The 17,987-nt window shown below is 32.9% G+C and carries 17 protein-coding genes; 14 read left to right on the forward strand and 3 right to left on the reverse strand.

The features are described 5' to 3' along the window. Positions 1-156: 156 nt before the first annotated feature. The 11 genes from CIT01_09000 (at position 157) to CIT01_09050 (ending at position 11,604) form a co-directional block, all read left to right on the forward strand. On the forward strand, positions 157-1,974 hold the full coding sequence (locus CIT01_09000; GenBank protein ID AXV38326.1) for a hypothetical protein: 1,818 nt from the start codon (positions 157-159) through the stop codon (positions 1,972-1,974). A 254-nt stretch (positions 1,975-2,228) separates the two neighbouring features. After that, the gene (locus CIT01_09005) at positions 2,229-2,942 is read left to right on the forward strand and encodes a hypothetical protein (protein ID AXV38327.1); all 714 of its coding nucleotides are present in this window, start codon (positions 2,229-2,231) and stop codon (positions 2,940-2,942) included. A gap of 116 nt (positions 2,943-3,058) precedes the next feature. After that, a complete protein-coding gene (locus CIT01_09010; GenBank protein ID AXV38328.1) occupies positions 3,059-3,721 on the forward strand; it encodes a flagellar motor protein MotA in 663 nt (220 codons plus the stop codon). Next, positions 3,694-3,999, forward strand: a complete 306-nt coding sequence (locus CIT01_09015) for a hypothetical protein (GenBank protein ID AXV38329.1) — start codon at positions 3,694-3,696, stop codon at positions 3,997-3,999. The genes CIT01_09010 and CIT01_09015 overlap by 28 nt, the downstream gene beginning before the upstream one ends. 127 nt (positions 4,000-4,126) lie before the next feature. Next, the gene (locus CIT01_09020) at positions 4,127-4,963 is read left to right on the forward strand and encodes a hypothetical protein (GenBank protein ID AXV38330.1); all 837 of its coding nucleotides are present in this window, start codon (positions 4,127-4,129) and stop codon (positions 4,961-4,963) included. Positions 4,964-4,996: 33 nt separating this feature from the next. Further along, positions 4,997-6,103: an iron ABC transporter substrate-binding protein gene (locus CIT01_09025; GenBank protein AXV38331.1), complete on the forward strand. Its 1,107-nt coding sequence runs from the start codon at positions 4,997-4,999 to the stop codon at positions 6,101-6,103. A gap of 102 nt (positions 6,104-6,205) precedes the next feature. After that, positions 6,206-7,258, forward strand: coding sequence for an ABC transporter permease (locus CIT01_09030; protein AXV38332.1), 1,053 nt, complete (start codon positions 6,206-6,208; stop codon positions 7,256-7,258). A gap of 88 nt (positions 7,259-7,346) precedes the next feature. Continuing rightward, positions 7,347-8,123, forward strand: a complete 777-nt coding sequence (locus CIT01_09035; GenBank protein AXV38333.1) for an iron ABC transporter ATP-binding protein — start codon at positions 7,347-7,349, stop codon at positions 8,121-8,123. A gap of 144 nt (positions 8,124-8,267) precedes the next feature. Beyond that, a complete protein-coding gene (locus CIT01_09040; GenBank protein AXV38778.1) occupies positions 8,268-8,834 on the forward strand; it encodes a formylmethanofuran dehydrogenase in 567 nt (188 codons plus the stop codon). Between the two features lie 266 nt (positions 8,835-9,100). After that, complete coding sequence (locus tag CIT01_09045; protein AXV38334.1) at positions 9,101-10,786, forward strand: hypothetical protein; 1,686 nt, start codon at positions 9,101-9,103, stop codon at positions 10,784-10,786. Positions 10,787-11,388: 602 nt separating this feature from the next. Beyond that, positions 11,389-11,604, forward strand: coding sequence for a deoxyribonuclease (locus tag CIT01_09050; protein AXV38335.1), 216 nt, complete (start codon positions 11,389-11,391; stop codon positions 11,602-11,604). Between the two features lie 360 nt (positions 11,605-11,964). On the opposite strand, the gene CIT01_09055 is transcribed toward CIT01_09050, so the two are convergent. Then, complete coding sequence (locus CIT01_09055; protein ID AXV38336.1) at positions 11,965-13,155, reverse strand: ATPase; 1,191 nt, start codon at positions 13,153-13,155, stop codon at positions 11,965-11,967. A gap of 371 nt (positions 13,156-13,526) precedes the next feature. Between CIT01_09055 and CIT01_09060 the strand changes: the two genes are divergently transcribed. Further along, the gene (locus tag CIT01_09060; protein AXV38337.1) at positions 13,527-14,882 is read left to right on the forward strand and encodes a hypothetical protein; all 1,356 of its coding nucleotides are present in this window, start codon (positions 13,527-13,529) and stop codon (positions 14,880-14,882) included. 69 nt (positions 14,883-14,951) lie between these two features. Here CIT01_09060 and CIT01_09065 read toward each other — a convergent pair whose 3' ends face one another. Beyond that, on the reverse strand, positions 14,952-15,320 hold the full coding sequence (locus CIT01_09065) for a hypothetical protein (GenBank protein ID AXV38338.1): 369 nt from the start codon (positions 15,318-15,320) through the stop codon (positions 14,952-14,954). A 595-nt stretch (positions 15,321-15,915) separates the two neighbouring features. Between CIT01_09065 and CIT01_09070 the strand changes: the two genes are divergently transcribed. Both CIT01_09070 and CIT01_09075 read left to right on the forward strand, forming a co-directional pair. Then, positions 15,916-16,161, forward strand: coding sequence for an AbrB family transcriptional regulator (locus tag CIT01_09070; protein AXV38339.1), 246 nt, complete (start codon positions 15,916-15,918; stop codon positions 16,159-16,161). Positions 16,162-16,188: 27 nt separating this feature from the next. Continuing rightward, positions 16,189-16,848, forward strand: a complete 660-nt coding sequence (locus tag CIT01_09075) for a hypothetical protein (protein ID AXV38340.1) — start codon at positions 16,189-16,191, stop codon at positions 16,846-16,848. A gap of 6 nt (positions 16,849-16,854) precedes the next feature. Here the strand turns inward: CIT01_09075 and CIT01_09080 are convergent, their stop codons facing one another. Continuing rightward, on the reverse strand, positions 16,855-17,967 hold the full coding sequence (locus CIT01_09080) for an integrase (GenBank protein AXV38341.1): 1,113 nt from the start codon (positions 17,965-17,967) through the stop codon (positions 16,855-16,857). Between the last annotated feature and the right edge of the window lie 20 nt (positions 17,968-17,987).

Consider the following 17,987-nt stretch of genomic DNA (forward strand, 5'->3'; position numbering starts at 1 on the left):
ACCATTTTTATTGACATGTATTTATATACAATTCGTCTATAATTAATAATGCAAATCCATATTTTTGATGGTTATTGTTTCAAGATGAACTAAAAATAATCTTCAAAATCTATTGAAACTATCAAGGAGGTGAAAAAAATAAGAAACCAATCATACATGATATTTATTTTTGGCGTAATTTGTTTAAGCATGATATTTTCAGGGCCAGTTTCTGCAGCGACGATTTATATTAATGATTCATCATCCTATGATACCAGCATGGTTTCACTCAATGAACAGATACAAGATATTATAGATGCAAGTAGTGCAGGAGATACCATTGAATTTATTGGAAATTACTATGAAAATTTATCTCTTGTAGTTAACCATTCATTGAATATAATAAGCCAGGTAAGAACAATGATTTCAGGTTCTTCTAATCCGATTTTTCTAATAAACAGTAGTGGAAGTTTTGGAACTAATATCACCGGTTTCAATCTGGAAATGAAAAATGGGGACTCTATAATCATAAATAACACCAGCAAAATACTCATTTCCCGCAACAATATTAGCGCGGTTAATGGGACAGGAATCAATATCACAGGATGCTCTGGTGCAAACATAAAAAACAATAAAATCAATAATTCAAAAACAGGTATATCTATTGATGACAGCAGAAATATTATGGTGACAGGTAATTCCATCAAAAATAATGTAAATAACGGGGTTAATGTTAAAAAAACTCAAAATAGCGTTATTAATAAAAATCAAATCTCATCAAATGGTAACAACGGCGTCTCCATAACTGATAGTAAAAATATCACAATCGAAGATAATTCTATAGACAAAAATGGTAATAATGGGGTCACATTAAAAAACAGCAACAAAACTAGCATTAATGGCAACAATATTAATGAAAACCAAGGCAGTGGCATTTATTTTGATGGAAATGTGAAGGATACTCAGATAAAAAGAAACAATATAAATTACAATAAGTATTCAGGCATTGCACTTGCGAAATCTGGTGCCAATACTTACATTAACGGCAATAATATAACTGGAAATGTTATCGGGATTAATATTAATTGTTCCAGTGATAATCTGGTTATAACCCAGAACATGATTACCAATAGTATTAAACAGGTCGATGATGATAGTGGAACATCAGGGGTCGGGATAAATTTTGGTTCTAATTACGGGTCTTCTTCCACATTTAAGGTTAATTATAATGCCATCTACGGAAACCAGAGAAGAGAAGTTGAGATACGTGATACCAGTGATACGGTTATTTTTGGAGCTAACTGGTATGGACATAGTTTATTGAGTGGTTGTAACTTCTGCCCTAAACTTCAAACACGATTAATAACTGTTAAACTCATTCAATCAAAAAGTGGAGTTTACAGGGCTGTTTTTTATGATGGTAATAATGTAGCAAGTCTACTTCCATCTTTTGATGTTACTTTTAAACTTAATAATGGAAACCTCCAAAAAGTAACGGTTGTAAATGGGATAGCCACATCAACTTTCAGTAAATCTTTATACGCATCTGGCGGTAATGTTGTTTCAGTTAGAACTACCTATCAAACACAATCTCTAAATCTATCTGAAGATGATCTTAAAAGAATTTTGAATTCTGATGATTCTTCTTCTGGTTCTGGAGGTGATGGTGCAGGTAGTGGAACCGGGTCTGGATCTGGACAGGGTTCAGGTTCAGGAACAGGAGGTACCTCTGCTTCTGGATCTTTTCAGGGCAGTGGCTCCCTTTCCATGGGAACAACAGATTTATCTGGAGATCCTGGGGGTAGTCCTGGTTCGTCCACTGATTCTGGTGGATCTTCTGGTGACGAAGAGAAACAAAAAAGTGCTCAGGAAGTTTTTCTCGATGAAACAACTAAAAATCCACAGATAAAAAGCATCATAGGCTTGATTGTAATAGTGGTCATAATATTGATTGCTTATTACAGAAAAGATCTAATAAAACTGGTCAGGAAATAATTTTTTATTTAACTTTTTTTATTTTTTAATTCCATTATCCATTTTTTATTTTTATAATTAGGCTCCTTTAGCTATAATTTTCCATGGTTTGATGGGATAAAAATATATATCCTACCATGGCGATATGTTTAAATAACCATATCGAAATAATATAAACAAATTTGGAGTTCATGATATGGAAACACTAGGAATAATTAACAATTTTCTCCATATAAAAAAACTCTTTAAAGAAAAAAAAGGCAATTTAAAATGGAATGTTGGATATGATTGAACTAACTTGGCAATTTTTAATAATTACAGTGATACTACTCTTCGGCATTAATATTGGTTTGGCAATAGGGTATACCAGGATATCCAGAAATGAAATTCTTTTAATAACATTATTGTACTCAATATTAACAGTTATAGTCTTAACTTTGGCTAAAATATACATTAACTTATTATATGGATTTATAAATCAATTTATACCTGAAATACTGGGCATAATAGGTGTTTTAACAATTGTAAGTGGAATTTATACTATTATTCAATGGAAAAAGAATAAAGAAGGAGATTATCCTCTACTCTCGCCTGCATTTTTATCATCAGTAATCTGTGGCATGCTGGGTATGGTATCTACATTTATATTACTATGTAAAGGCACACCATTTTCCATTGAGCTTGTACTGGTTCTGGCAGGGGCTTTATTCCTGGTAATTATGATGTTTTACTTGTTTTCAAAAGTTTTACAAAAAGCTGAAACACCATATTTAGTTGTAGTCTCAAATTACATGATTTTAAATGGTTTTTATTTTTTTATTGCCGCCACATTCATCCCTAATATTGGCACATTATCCGATCTTCAGATGAATCCCCTGACTCTAAATTCCAGTTCATCTCTATTTTTCCTATCTATTGCAGGTTTAGGGGTATTATTATTGGGAGTTTTTTTACAAAACAGAAAATTACAGCGTCAAAATAGTTTATAATATTTTAACAAAAATTTAACAGAAGTTCAGAGTATATTAAAGATTATTACGAGTTCAAAATTAATGCACATGGAATGAAATTAAATAGAATAACACAATTTTAAAGGAGATTACCTATGATACTTTTTGGAAGTGAAATATTAAGCAGTTTAATGCATTTAATTTCTGCGAGTTTACTTATACCCGTTATAATTGTCCTTTTAGCATTCATAATATTTGCGGTTTTGAGTTTAGGAGGATTTATAACTGAAAAATTTTCAAGAACTAAATTTGATGTGGATAAAACAGAAGAACTTATAAGGGCTATTTCCAAATCGTCCAGTCCTGAAGAAATGAGGGAAAAAGTTGAAAATAGCCAATTATTAGCCGGTGATAAAAAGGTGCTGCTAAAGATCATTTCCAATCATGATATTGGTTCCCATGCTAGAAAAGCACTGTCTACAAAATTAATTGAAGAAAAAGAACTTGAATTTGCCAATATAACTCAAAAAACCGATATAATAATTAGATTAGGTCCAACTATGGGGTTAATGGGAACATTGATTCCATTAGGCCCAGGTTTAGCTGCTTTAGGGTCGGGGGACATAAATGCGCTGGCACAATCATTAACCATAGCTTTTGATACGACTGTAACTGGATTAGCAGCAGGTTCAATTGGTTTTATCATATCTAAATATAGAAAAAAGTGGTATGCAGATGATCTATCTATTTTAGAGGCAATAGTAGAAGCAACACTGGAGGCTTTAAATAAATGTCAAACAAGAAAAGAAAATTTTTAGATGGAGATGATGAGGATCCTAGTGCAGGAATTGTTAATTTAACAGATTCCATGCTGGTTTTAGCAGTAGGGTTTTTAATATTTGCTATAATGGCATTGAATACCAATCCGGCTATAGTGGCACAATCTTCAGGATCAACTCAAAATACAGTTTCTGTAACCACAGGTGAAGTTATCAATGATACTCCTGCTACAGAATCTGGTTCAGGTGAAGGATACCAGGAAATGGGAACTGTTTACAAAGATCCAGACACAGGAAAACTTATTATGGTTAAATAAAATGTTCAACATGAAATAAATATTATTACACATGTTAAATTAATTTTTTTCCTAAATAACTGGTTTAAATGGGTTTATCTATAAATAAGAATTTAAAATCAAATTTCAAAATAAATGAGATGGTATCATGATTAAAAAAAGTGATGATCCTCTTGAAGATCCTCTAAAAGATGTGGATTGGTCTTATTACTGGAAAAAAGATTTAAAAAGCCTTCCATCCACTACAAAAGATAAAAAATGGGATAATATCGCTGAAAAATTCAGAGGATGGATGGAAAAAGATGACTATCCTGGAAAATTGTTAAGTAAAATAAAAACAAGTCCAGAATATTCAATTTTAGATATTGGCTGTGGAGAAGGCACAATAAGCATACCCCTTGCAAAAAAAGTTTCTAAAGTGACCTGTGTCGATTTATCAAGCGGAATGCTTAAACTTTTAAAGGAAAGGGCTGTTAGAGAAAAATTAGATAATTTAAAGTATATAAAAACAGATTTACAGGATATTTCTGTTGATGATTTTGAAAAACATGATATTGTAGTTGCCTCCCGGTCATTAAATGGCATAGCTGATATTAAAAATATTCTAAGAGAAATTAATAAAATTGGTAAATATGTTTACATCACTTTATGGGGTCCTGAGGGTAGAAAATATGAGGAACTGGCATGTAATCTTTTGAATCGGAAGCCTCCGAAGTATCCAAGTTATATATATGTATATAACTTGCTGTATCAAATGGGCATCACTGCCAATGTAGAAAAATTGGAATGTGAGACAATTAACACTTATTGCGACTTTGAAGAAGCTATTGACAGATACAAATGGAAAATTGGTGACTTGAATCAGGAGGAAGAGCAGATCCTGAGAAAACATCTGGAAAAAACATTGATTGTCCAGGAAGATGGAACCCTTGAAAATCCTTATGAAAAACCGGATTGGATTCTTATCTGGTGGAAAAATGAATAGAAATTTGATTAACAGTACATATGAGTGATAACTATGAATAAAAATTACTTTGTTTTAATTGCAGCAATTTCTTTGATAGTGATTTCTGGTTTAGGTTATTATATATCAGAAAATGGATCTCTTACCGGCAGTGGCAGTGCCAACATTACAGACATGGCCAACCGAACTTTAACGGTCCCTTCACCAGTTTTTAAGGTGTTATCCACTTCACCCCCAACCACAGTTATGATATATATGCTGGCCCCTGAGAAATTACTGGCTTTTAATTATGAAGTCACCGGTGAAGAACAGAGATTTATACCTGATGAATATAAAGGCCTTCCCTCGGTAGGTGGATGGTATGGATCACAATCAGGTAGCTATGAACAGTTTATAGCGATGGAACCAGACCTGATATTTGAGAGTATCACTCCTTCAAATTCCACATCCCAGCACGCATCAACAATAGCCACTTTAAATGAAAGACAGCAAAAATTCGGTTCAATACCAGTGGTAGGTGTAACTGATACCAGTAACTTCACCACTTTTAATCCATCCATTGAATTTCTGGGAAAAATACTGCAATCAGAAGATAAAGCCAGTAAGTTGGTTAATTTTAATGAAAAAGTGCAAAATGAAGTTAGCAGTGTGGTATCAACTATACCTGAAAGCGAGAGGGTAACGGTTTATTATGCAGAAGGTGTTGATGGTCTTAATACGGATCCTTCCGGCTCAGTGCATGCCCAGTTAATTGATTTCTGCGGAGGAAAAAATGTAGCTGATGTGCAGATTCAAGGGAGAGTAGGCCAGACAGAAGTATCCATGGAACAGGTTCTGAAGTGGAATCCTGAGGTAATTATAACTACTGATTCAACATTCTTCAAAAGCGTCTACAATAGTCCTAACTGGAAGGAAGTAAGTGCAGTTAAAAATAAAAGGGTTTATCTTTCTCCACAATCTCCATTTAAATGGTTTGATAGACCAACAGGAGCAAATATAATAATAGGAATTCCATGGGTCGCTAAAACCCTTTATCCAGATAAATTCCAGAATATGGACCTAAATGGTTATGTTAAGGAATTCTACTCTGAATTTTATCATTATGATTTGAGTGATGGTCAGATAACTGAAATTCTGAAAGAATCTGGAATGCAAGTATAAAACATATTAAAAGGCTAAAATAATCGTTTAACAACTAATCAAAGATTTAAAATGGGTATTAATCATTAAATAAGTCAATAGATGGTTTAGGATGCAATGATCATGTCAACAAGGATACAAACTTTAAAAGAGAAATTAGTTACTGATGAAAAGACTAGAAACTGGTCAGTGAGTATAATATTAATTGCACTACCAATAGTTCTGTTTTTTACTTCTTTTCTTGTAGGAAGATATCCTTTGACTCCGGTTGAAGTTATTATAACCATATTTGCTAAGATTTTCCCAAACATACATGTTTCTCCTACAGCAGCAACTATTGTCTGGGATATACGACTGCCACGTATTCTGGCGGCTGTTCTTGTAGGGGCAGCTTTGTCTATAGCTGGGGCTGCTTTCCAGGGTACATTTAAAAACCCACTGGTGTCTCCAGATATACTGGGTGTTTCTTCAGGGGCAGGATTTGGGGCAGCTATTGCCATACTGTTGTTGGGCATTCCATTTTTCACCCAGCTTTCGGCTTTTATATGGGGACTTATAGCAGTTACCGTAACTTACCTAATTGCCCGGTCCATCAGGGTTTCAGAAATTTTGGTGATGGTATTAAGTGGTATGGCCATTGGAGCACTTTTTACAGCTATGATATCCTTATGTAAATATATGGCAGACCCTTATGAGAAATTACCCCAAATTGTATACTGGTTAATGGGAAGCATATCAACTGTAGATAACCATGAAGTTTTAGTAGCATCTGTTCCTATTATCATTGGAATAGCTCTACTTTTCATACTAAGATGGAAATTAAATATTCTAGCTATGGGCGATGAGGAATCAAAATCACTGGGAATAGAAACTGGGAAATTAAGATTTATAATAATTGTCTGCTGTACTCTGATTACAGCTGCAGCTGTTTCCATCAGTGGAATAATTGGATGGGTGGGGTTGGTTATACCACACATCAGCCGGATACTTGTAGGTCCGGACCATAGAAATCTTCTACCAGCTACAATATGTTTAGGAGCATCATTCCTATTGTTTATAGACAATATCTCCAGGACAATGCTGGTTACAGAAGTTCCCCTGGGTATTTTAACTGCACTGATAGGAGCACCATTTTTCCTATACCTTCTAAGGAAAGGATACGGGGATTGGACATGACACCACTTTTATCACTAAGAAATCATTATTTAAAGTGTCACATGATTAAAGGAATTTTTAAAAAATACGTAGTTAAGGAGGTGCTTATTTGAGTATATTATCCATAGAAAATGCCACTTTTTCTTATAATGGTAGTGAAAATATATTTCAGGACATTAATTTAACTGTGGATGAGGGGGATGTTCTTTGCATACTTGGCCCTAATGGTTGTGGTAAAACCACATTAATAAAGTGTTTAAACAAATTACTGGAACTAAAAGAAGGCCAGGTTTTTATCAGTGGTAAAAATATTAAAGATATAGACCAGAGAGGAATAGCCCGAAATATTGGTTATATTCCTCAGGGCCATGTTTCAACATTTGCATTTTCAGTATTTGATGTGGTGCTCATGGGTCGGGCTCCTCATCTTGAGTTTCTGGAATCTCCCGGCCGTGAAGATTATGAAAAGGTTGAAAAGGCCTTAAAAAAGATGGGGATATATAATTTAAAAGATAAACCATACACCTCTTTAAGTGGGGGTGAACAACAATTAGTATTTTTTGCCAGAGTTCTAGCCCAGGAACCACGTATTTTGATACTTGATGAACCTACATCTCATCTTGATTTTGGCAATCAGCTTAAAACCATGGATATTATAAAAAAATTAGCTTTAGACGGTCTTTCAGTTATAATGACCTCCCATTTCCCAGACCATGCATTTATATCTTCCAATAAAGTAGCCCTTATGAAAGACTGCAGATTCATAGGTACAGGTACACCAGAAGAGATTATAACTGAGGAAGCCATGGAAATGGTCTACGGAATCCAGGTAAAGATAATGGAACTTGAACTAAGAAAAATTTGCGTTCCTTTGAAATCTTTATAAAAAAAGATTATAACATAATTATAGTATTTAACAGAGCACAGAATATGCAGTTTATAAACAATTTAATAGCTTAAACTTGGGTATTTTAAAGATTAATATGATTGATAATATGATGGGAGGAGCGGTGATAAAATGAGTAATTATATGGATTTATTAAAAAAAGCTGGTAATTTTCACGGAGAAATTTGTGGCGGGATTGTTATGGGAACCAAATTAGCAATATACGGCATGGAAACTATGGGCATGGAACCGGGCAAGAAAGATAAAAGATTGATAGTATTCACTGAAATTGATCGATGTATTTCTGATGCGGTTATGTCAGTAACTAAAACATCTGTTGGAAAAAAATCACTTAAAACCATGGGTTATGGTAAATTCGCTGCCTCCTTTGTTAATATAGAAACTGGAGATGCAATCCGTGTCATAGATATTGATGCAAATAAAAAGAATGAAAAGAAATCAAAAGTAGATGAAGAAACAATTGAAGAGCTAATTAAAAGGATTGATAAAACACCAGCTGAAGAACTTTTTAAGATTCAGAGGGTTTCAGTTAAAATTGACGAAAATGATTTACCTGGAAAACCACGGGAAATGGCCACCTGTGCTGAATGTGGTGAAGTGGTTATGGATGGTAAACATCATTTAAATGGTGGTAAGTCGTACTGTACATCCTGTTACAGTGGGTCATATTATACTCTTTTAAGTGAATAATTTACTTTTTATTACTTATTCCTAAATTATTTAATAGTTGAATCAAGATTTAAATATGGTAATTTAATTTTATTTTTGCCATGTTATTGTCACTAAATACAGTTATAAAGTGTACAGTTTCTACAGTCACTACGATATCTTCTAAATATAACTAAAAACAACTAATTTTATGAAATTTTTGATTTAATTTGGATTATTATTTATTAAATATAGTCTATAATGTAATATAGAAGGGGAATTGATTTTATGGTGGCTGGTGGTACCACATGAATAAGCTGAAAAATCGCATAAAAGGAGTATTTTTTGAGGGTTTACTACCATTAGATCCCTCCCGATTTAGAGCGGAAATCATTGCCGGTATAATCATGGCAGCCATATTTATTCCGGAGGTAATGGGATACTCTAAAATTGCGGGAATGCCTATAATTAGTGGTATATATACCATAATATTGCCAATGGCAGTATTTGCTGTTTTTTGTTCTTCCCGTCACCTTATTGTAGGGGCAGACTCGGCAACGGCAGCTATATTGTTTGGGGTGTTAGTGACAGTGGCTGTTCCGGGAAGTCCCCAATATGTGGCTATTGCTTCTTTAGTTGCTATTTTATGTGCTGTATTTTTAATAACGGCCCGTATTTTAAACCTGGGTTTTATAGGAGATTTCCTGTCCCGTACAGCATTGGTGGGATTCCTCTCTGGAGTGGGGATTCAGGTAGCCATAAGTCAATTAGGGGGAATGTTTGGTATTAAGTCGGTAGGGATAAATACTATTCCCCAAATTATAAATTTCGCCTTTAATTTAGGGGCAATCCATATTTACACTTTAATTATATCAGTTGTTGTATTGGCAGTTATTCTAATAACCCGTCGTATCTCTTCCAAAATACCTGGTGCATTGATTGCAGTGGTAGGCACTATTTTGGCCAGTTTATTATTTGATTTTTCAGGAACAGGAATTTCATTACTGGGCATGGTTCCCAGCAATATTCCTGCTTTTAATCTTCCTAATTTTAATGCATTAGATTTTTATACTTTATTTACTGCTACAGTAGCTTGTTTCACGGTTATAATAGCTCAGAGTGCAGCTACATCCAGGGCATACAGTTTGAAATACTCGGAGGAACTGGATGAAAATAAAGATATTCTGGGTTTGGGATTAGCTAATCTGGCAGCAGGATTAAATAGTACCTTTGTGGTTAATGGGAGTCCAACCAAGACCCAAATTGCCCTGGATTCAGGTGCTCAGAGCCAACTGGCCACACTGGTAACTGCAGCAGCCGTCCTGGTGGTGGTTATTCTATTTACCAAACCTCTTTCTTTACTGCCTAACGCCACTCTGGCCAGTATAGTTTTTTTAATTGGAATGGAAATGGTGGATATATCTGGATTAAAAAAAATTTACCGGCAGGTACCCTCAGAATTTTATCTTGCTTTCATCACTCTTTTAACTGTGGTGGTGGGGGGTGTTTTATGGGGTATTATAGTTGCAATCGTAATATCAATACTTTTACATCTCAGTCACTCCTATCGACCAAATAATAGCATATTAACCCTTAATGAACGAAATGAATGGAATTTTACCCCTGTCCGCCCAGGTGAATTTACCAAAAAAGGTTTGATAGTTTACCGTTTCAACCGAGATCTGTACTATGCCAATGCATACAAACTCATGAAAGAAGTAATGAAACTGGTCAAAACATCAGAATATCCAGTAGAATGGTTTGTTATCGATGCTGGGGGGTTCAGCGGTATCGATTATACTTCTGTGCAGATGTTAAAAGAATTAAAAACTAAACTAGATGAATTAAACATCGTTTTTGCAATGACCACAGTTCTTCCCAATTTAATGAAACAATTTGAGCAGTCTGGATTTATGGATGTTTTGGGGGAATATAACTTATATAAAAATGTAGATGAGGCACTTCAGGCTTTTGAAAATAAAAATAATTTTTAAGATAAAAATTAATCTTGCAAAGCGATACTAAGTTATCACCCTAGAAAAAGATTAATGTTTCTCCAATTATCATGTATGGCTGTTGTTTGTATTTTGAAATATGTATTGAAGATTGGATTATACATTAAGATATTGTAGATTGGATCACGTATTGTATTTTCGGATTAGGTATTGTATGTTCTCTTTTGGAGCCTCATGAAGAAAAGCCAGTTCATAAATGAGTATTAATAGTAGATTTAATTAAAAATTTTTTTAGTAGTTGCATATTATCTATCTCTAAAACAACCTGAGGGAATTGGCTTAATTTTAATGGCTTTGAAAATCCAGGGAGATAAAAATACAATCCATCAACTGCAGGGTACACTGGTGATATTTAAAATAGACATACCTATTGTAACTCCCTAATTAATAATATGCAAACAACAAGTAGAAAATAAATACATCAAAACATCCTACATATGATTTTAAGTTTTTTAAGACAGTTAAAAAATCTAATTTAAAAGAATAATAGTAATAAAATTAAAATCACTATTACACTACTTTATAGGCTTTTAAGATCAATAGTTAATTGCCTATTAGGCAAAAAAATGGAAGTGATAAATTTGTTCGAAGATAGTTACAGTAAAGATAAAAATGCTCCTATTAAAGAAGGAGGAGAATATGATGTTAAGATTGAAGATACCGGTAGAGACGGTGATGGAATAGCCCGTATAGAAGGTTTTGTTGTATTTGTTTCCGGTGCTAAAGTTGGCGATGAAGTTAAAATTAGAGTTAACTCTACAAGAAGAAATTTTGCCTTTGCTGAAGTAATAGAATAACCATTATTTTCTAAAAATGAAAAGTAATATTTACTAATTTCATCTTTTCATCTTTTTATTAAATTTAAGTTAATCATTAACTATTTCACATAAAGTAAAAAAATATTTTTTATACCTCTTTTTTTCTTTTTTAATTATAAATCAAACATTATTTTCTTAAAATCTATTTTTGGTTTGAATATCCAGAATAAAGAATAAGTTCAGGTTGATACTTTTAGTTCTAATAATATTGGTATTGTGACTATTGCCACTGAAATTGGCTGCTGTAAAATAATAAAGATTTTTTCTGGAAATCTGGAGTTATATTTAAATAAATTTAATTACAGGACTATTAATTTTCTTTTTATTATTCAAATAATTTTAGATACTTCTATAGGGAAAAACTCCCTTTTCTTCAAATTCACTTTTGAGCCAGGCCTTTAATATATGTTCGGAAATATTATAAACGCCCTTTTCTGATTCTATTAATCTTAACTTCTGTATTTTGTTTAGAGGTTTACTTAATGAACCTGGCGTTACTTCTAATTGTTTGGCTATTTCATTTCTTTTTAGGGGCTTATCTATAAGAATGGTTATTATATTTTGTTCTTTGAGGGTCAACCTGCTCCATTGATTTATTAAATGAACAGCAATATAAGGCAATGTCCTTTTAAATTCTTCATTTACTTTATCTTCAGTTAAAGACACATTCTTTTGGAGTAATTTAGCAAAGGTATTCACGTAAAATGGTATTCCTTTAGTACATTTATAGAATCTTTCAAATCCACTGTCATCTAAATTTAGGGAAGGCAATTTCTCTTTCAGATAATTATATACAGTTTCTTTGGTGAAAGGAGATATTTCTATATTCAGCATTCTACCTCCAAATGCACCGTCATGGCCTGCTATTTTTTCTATTATGGAATCTCTGGAAGTTATTGATCCTGCAAATACATAAGCTACATTTTTTTGATTTTGAATAACACTTCTAAGAAACCATAAAAATGCGTCTAATTTTTCACCCAGATCATTAAGGGCCTGAAATTCGTCAATTATCATAATGGATCCTTTTATGTCATTAGGGTGTTCTTCGTAGATTATTTGAGGTAAATCCAGAACAAATTTTGAAAGTTTTTTATAATCATCTTCTGACTTGGGAATAGGAACTGGTATCCCTCCTGCGTCAGTGATTTCTCTTAAGCTGAAATTTTTTGTTTTAAAAAATTTTGATATTTTCTGTGATGTGGTGGAGAATTTCTTATTTTCACAGGCTTCTATCCAGCCAGTATAAAAATGTTCAATTATTCCCATTTCAGTTAATTGACCTCTTTGATATCCCGTAGTTGCAGATAGGTCAATATAATTTGTTAAGTAATCATTTTCAAGTTCTCTTTTTATTTTTTTAATTAAAACGGTTTTTCCTACTCCTCTAATCCCAATAATCATCAGTGTAGGGGGAGATCCTTTAGATGTTGTTTCTAAAAGAGTTTTAAGCAGGTTAATATCATCTTCTCGATTATAAAATTGTTGATCTGTTAATTCTGCGTCTGTTCCCCATGCCAGATCTTCCATGGATTCACCTCAAGGATATTTTATTTAGAAATAATGTATTTCAAACTTGTATTGTATTTTGGATCATGTGTTATATATAATCTTTTTTGGATCATGTATTGTATTTTGGATCATGTGTTATATATAATCTTTTTTGGATCATGTATTGTATTTTGGATCATAATTTAGTTATAATTTGATTTTTTCTAAAACCCATTATTTTTAAGGAAAATTCTTCACATTGATAATTGTTCTTCATGTTTGGTTAATCTGTTCATAATTGGTTTTAAAACCGCTCACAATCCAAGTGGGTAAATGCAATTGGAAAAACATAAAAAGAAAAACATCAAAATAATTCAATATAGTTCTAATTTGAGGGGGTGCTTTAATCAATGGATAATATAGATTTAAAAAAAGATCTGTTAATAGTGGGAATTTTAGTATCCTTTCTTACGCCATTTGTTAGATCATCTATTAATCTGGCATTACCTGCTCTAGCAGTTGAATTTGGTTTATCAGCTGTATTTTTAACCTGGATATCAACAATATATTTACTGGTTAACGCCATACTTTACATTCCATTTGGTCGAATTGGAGATATCTATGGGCGAAAACGTATCTTTCAATATGGATTAATCATTTTCACACTAAGCTCATTTGTATCAGCATTCTCTATTTCAGGGGAAATGTTCCTTTTTTTCAGGATTATTCAAGCTATAGGAAATGCCATGATATTTGCTAATTTAAATGCCATGATTTCATCAGCATTTAAAGAAAGTGAAAGAGGTAAAGCTTTCGGATTAACATCCATGGGCGTTTTCGTAGGGTTAATTTTTGGGCCAATACTTGGAGGAGCTATCACTGAAATTGTAGGATGGAGAACATTATTCTATTTAGATACCATAATAGGGATAATAGCAGCTTATGCTATCACAAGGTTTAAATATGATTGGATAGATGCAAAGGGTGAAAAATTAGATATTTTAGGATCATTTATCCTGGGCATATCCCTTATATCCATAATTTATGCTTTGTCAAATCCCACAAGCAATTACATTCTATTTCTACTAATTGCAGGGATAATAGGGCTGGCACTGTTTTATTTGGTGGAAAAGAAGGTTGATTATCCTTTGATTAATTTAGATTTATTTAACAGTAAAAGTTTTACCTTTGGAAACATCACTGCATTCCTAAATTACGCCGCCTTTGTATCTGTAGCGTTTATTCTAACCCTCTACCTTCAATATTTAAAGGGTTATGGTCCTCTTACAGCTGGTCTGATTGTTTCTGTTCAATCCATTATGATGGTTATTGTATCTCCCTTTGCCGGAAGATTATCAGACAAAATCAATCCTGGAAGCGTATCAACCGCAGGGATGGTGTTAACAACTATTGGTGTGGCTCTTATGACTCTAATTAACTTCCAAAATGCCCTATATGTGGGGGCAATTTCTCTTATTATTTTTGGAGCAGGTATAGGTTTATTTTATGCTTCTAATACCAAAGTCGTTCTTGGTGCGGTGGACAAAAAATATTATGGAATTGCAAGCGCCACATTAAGTAATTCAAGATCCATAGGTCAGATATTTGGAATGGGCATAGTAACATTAGTAATCTCTGCCATTTTGGGAAATGTGCAAATAGCACCATCCAATTATCCCGGGTTAATTCTAAGCCTTAGAATAGCACTAGTTGCTATTGCGGTTATAAGCGCAACTGGAATTTTCACCTCAGTATTTAAAGATTAAAAAAATAATGTTATAATAAATGCCTTGATATGGTTTTTAAAAAGTAAATTATTTTAATTATTTTTTAACCTACTTCTTTAATTTACATGATTTATATATGAACAGTGCTCCAATTAAAAAGTTTATAATGGCAATTAAAATAAGTTCCGGTCCTTCAGCTGAGCTTACTTTAATTCCCAGCGGTCCGGTTATATTAAATAGTTCTACTATTCCTATTAGCCACAGTAATATTCCAACAGCATATGTGGCAATTAAATTTTTAGTTAACTGAATTACTACTGCAAAGATAATAAAAATTATTCCAATTTCAGGACTGGAAAATAATAGACTTAAAATTCCCCATATAGCTACAATAATACTGCTTCGCTTTATCCATGTTTTTCTTTTTTCGTCAGCAGATGGTAGAGTTCCTTTATCATTTTCAACATTTTCACTCAAAATAACACCCCCCTTTATGTTGAATATGTATATTGGTGGTTTATATATTTTATGAGTTAATTAAACAGTTAATAGTAGTTTAATGTGAGTTAATCTTAACATTATTAATATATTTTATAAAAATACTTAAATATACCAATTAAAGTAATATTAAAATTTTCTTGAGATATTTAAAGCTTAACAGCGCTTAAATAAAAAAAATTAGGAAATTAAGGATTCATTGGAAAGTATTATTTTCCCTTATTTATAAATTTTTTAGAAAAAGATAATAGAAAGCAGCGAACACTAAAACAATTGTTATATTTACGATTAATTGTAAACAAAAATCGTGGCTTAAATATGTTAATCTAGAAAGACTATAGTTGCTACTAAAAGCACTACATATAGTATAGTAATTATTCTATTCATTTAAACACCAATCTTTTCTATAATCCCTTTTATTACTTATTTTTTGGTAAAAGGTTGAGCACTAAATTCAATTTTTATTCGATTTAAAAAATTCATTAATTCTTCAAGTTTAAAATCTCACCCATACATTTAAACATGAAATAACATGTATATATGAATTATATGATTAATATGAATTTGTGATATTATGACGGAACTTAAAAAAGGAAAATATCTATTTGGCACAGTAAAGGTAGGTGAACGTGGACAGATTGTTATTCCCAAAGAAGCAAGGGATAAATTCGGAATAAAACCCGGAGACAGTTTAATGGTATTGGGAGATAAAAAAAAGGGAATCGCAATAGTAAAAACTGACATGATGAAAGAAATTGCACTAAAAATATTAGAAAATATGAATAACGTCAAGGATGTTTTCAGTTCAGAAAAAAAATAGAAAAAGAATTGATAGTGGGGTTATAATATGGTAAAATCAAGAATACCGGAAACCGATAATGGTATACAAGGCGAGTTTAATGTGGAAATCTATGACCAGATGATGTCCAGGTTGAGAGATAAGGGATTTATGGAAACTGACGAAATTATAAAGTCCGGAATTAATAAGGGATTTGTCCTGGAAATAGGGCCGGGACCAGGGTATCTTGGCCTGGAATGGTTAAGCAAAACCCAGGGTACTAAACTGCAGGGAATTGAAATTAGTCGGGATATGATAAACATGGCCCGTAGAAACAGCAAAGAATATGAACTTGAAAACCGGGTAGAATATGTTGATTGTGATGCTCAAGACATGCCCTTTGATGAAAACATGTTCGATGGTGTTTTTAGCAATGGATCGCTCCATGAATGGTCACAACCCATTAAAATATTCAACGAAATCCACCGCGTTTTAAAACCTGGTGGCAGATACTTTATTAGTGATATGAAAAGAGATATGAACTTTTTAGGCAAATGGTTCCTGAAACTTAATACTAAACCTAAGGAGATGAGGGCTGGATTGATATCATCAATTAACGCGGGATATACTGTTACTGAAATAGTAAATATTCTTGAAAAATCTAATCTGAAAGATTTTAGTATTAATGAAGTATTTATCGGTTTTGAAATTACCGGGAAAAAAGAATAAGGAAAATTAGTCCAAGTTGTGATCATTTTCCCTATTAAATTCCGATATATCTATTTTGTCAATGGATAGATAGGGTAATGCCTCCATATACCTTTTTTTTAAGGATTCAGGGTCCATGTACCAGTAGGCCCGGTCAACATCAGATATTTTATGGCCTGCTAGAAAATCGGCTAATGTTTTATCTCCTATATTATTCATTATGGTGGATATGAAGTATTTACGCATGGCGTGGGCTCTCCAATAACTGTAAGCACCTTCCTTTTTTTTTAAACCTGCCTTTAACCCAATTCTCCGGAAATTGGTTACAATCACATCACGATCAATTGGTTCGCCATTGTTTTTAACGAATAATGCAGAGTCATAATCATTGATTCTTATCTTCTGGTTGCATCCTTTGACCCTCTCTTTGAGATAATCCAGAATCTTCCTAGTAACTTCCGGAGGTATAAAAGTAATATATCTATAATTCACCTTCTTCCGGGTTATATGGACCGTGAGTATAACCTTTCTAAGAAGATGCTGATACTGGAAGAGATCATCAATGGTTTTAATTTCTTTTTTGATTGCTTCACCTGCTGCGTCCATGAATTTCCTAATAGTTAAATTCCGGGCTTCTGCCTGAGCCATACCAGATAATGCCATTAAATAGATTAGGGCCGTTTCTCTAGGGGCAGCAACACTAACCAGACGAGATAAATCTTTCCTTGTTATTAATTTACCATAATTTTCTTCCAGGGCAATATCACCTCGGGAGATCTTGATCGGTGGTACTTGAATATCCATAGAATCATAAAAAGATTTTACAGAGTAAATATACAGATTTATTGTTCCTTCAGCTTTATTTTCATTTTTAAGTTGTTTTTTCATCTTTAAAAAATAGAAGTTAAGTTTTCGATCTCTTAGTTTTATACTTTTTTCTTCTTCAAGGTCTGCTTCCTTGATGAGTTCATCTGGTGTTAAACCGACTAGATTGCAGTAATATTTGAGGAATTCTATATAATATTCAATGGTTGAATCTTCCAGATCTTTTCGTAAAACCCACAGATCAATGCGTTTTTGGTCATCTTCTGTAAAGTTCATACAGATGATTGGGTGATTATTACTAATAAGTATTACCATTCAATTATTATAGTAATATT

This window comes from Methanobacterium sp. BRmetb2, assembly GCA_003491285.1.
In the GTDB taxonomy this organism is placed as follows: Archaea; Methanobacteriota; Methanobacteria; order Methanobacteriales; family Methanobacteriaceae; genus UBA117.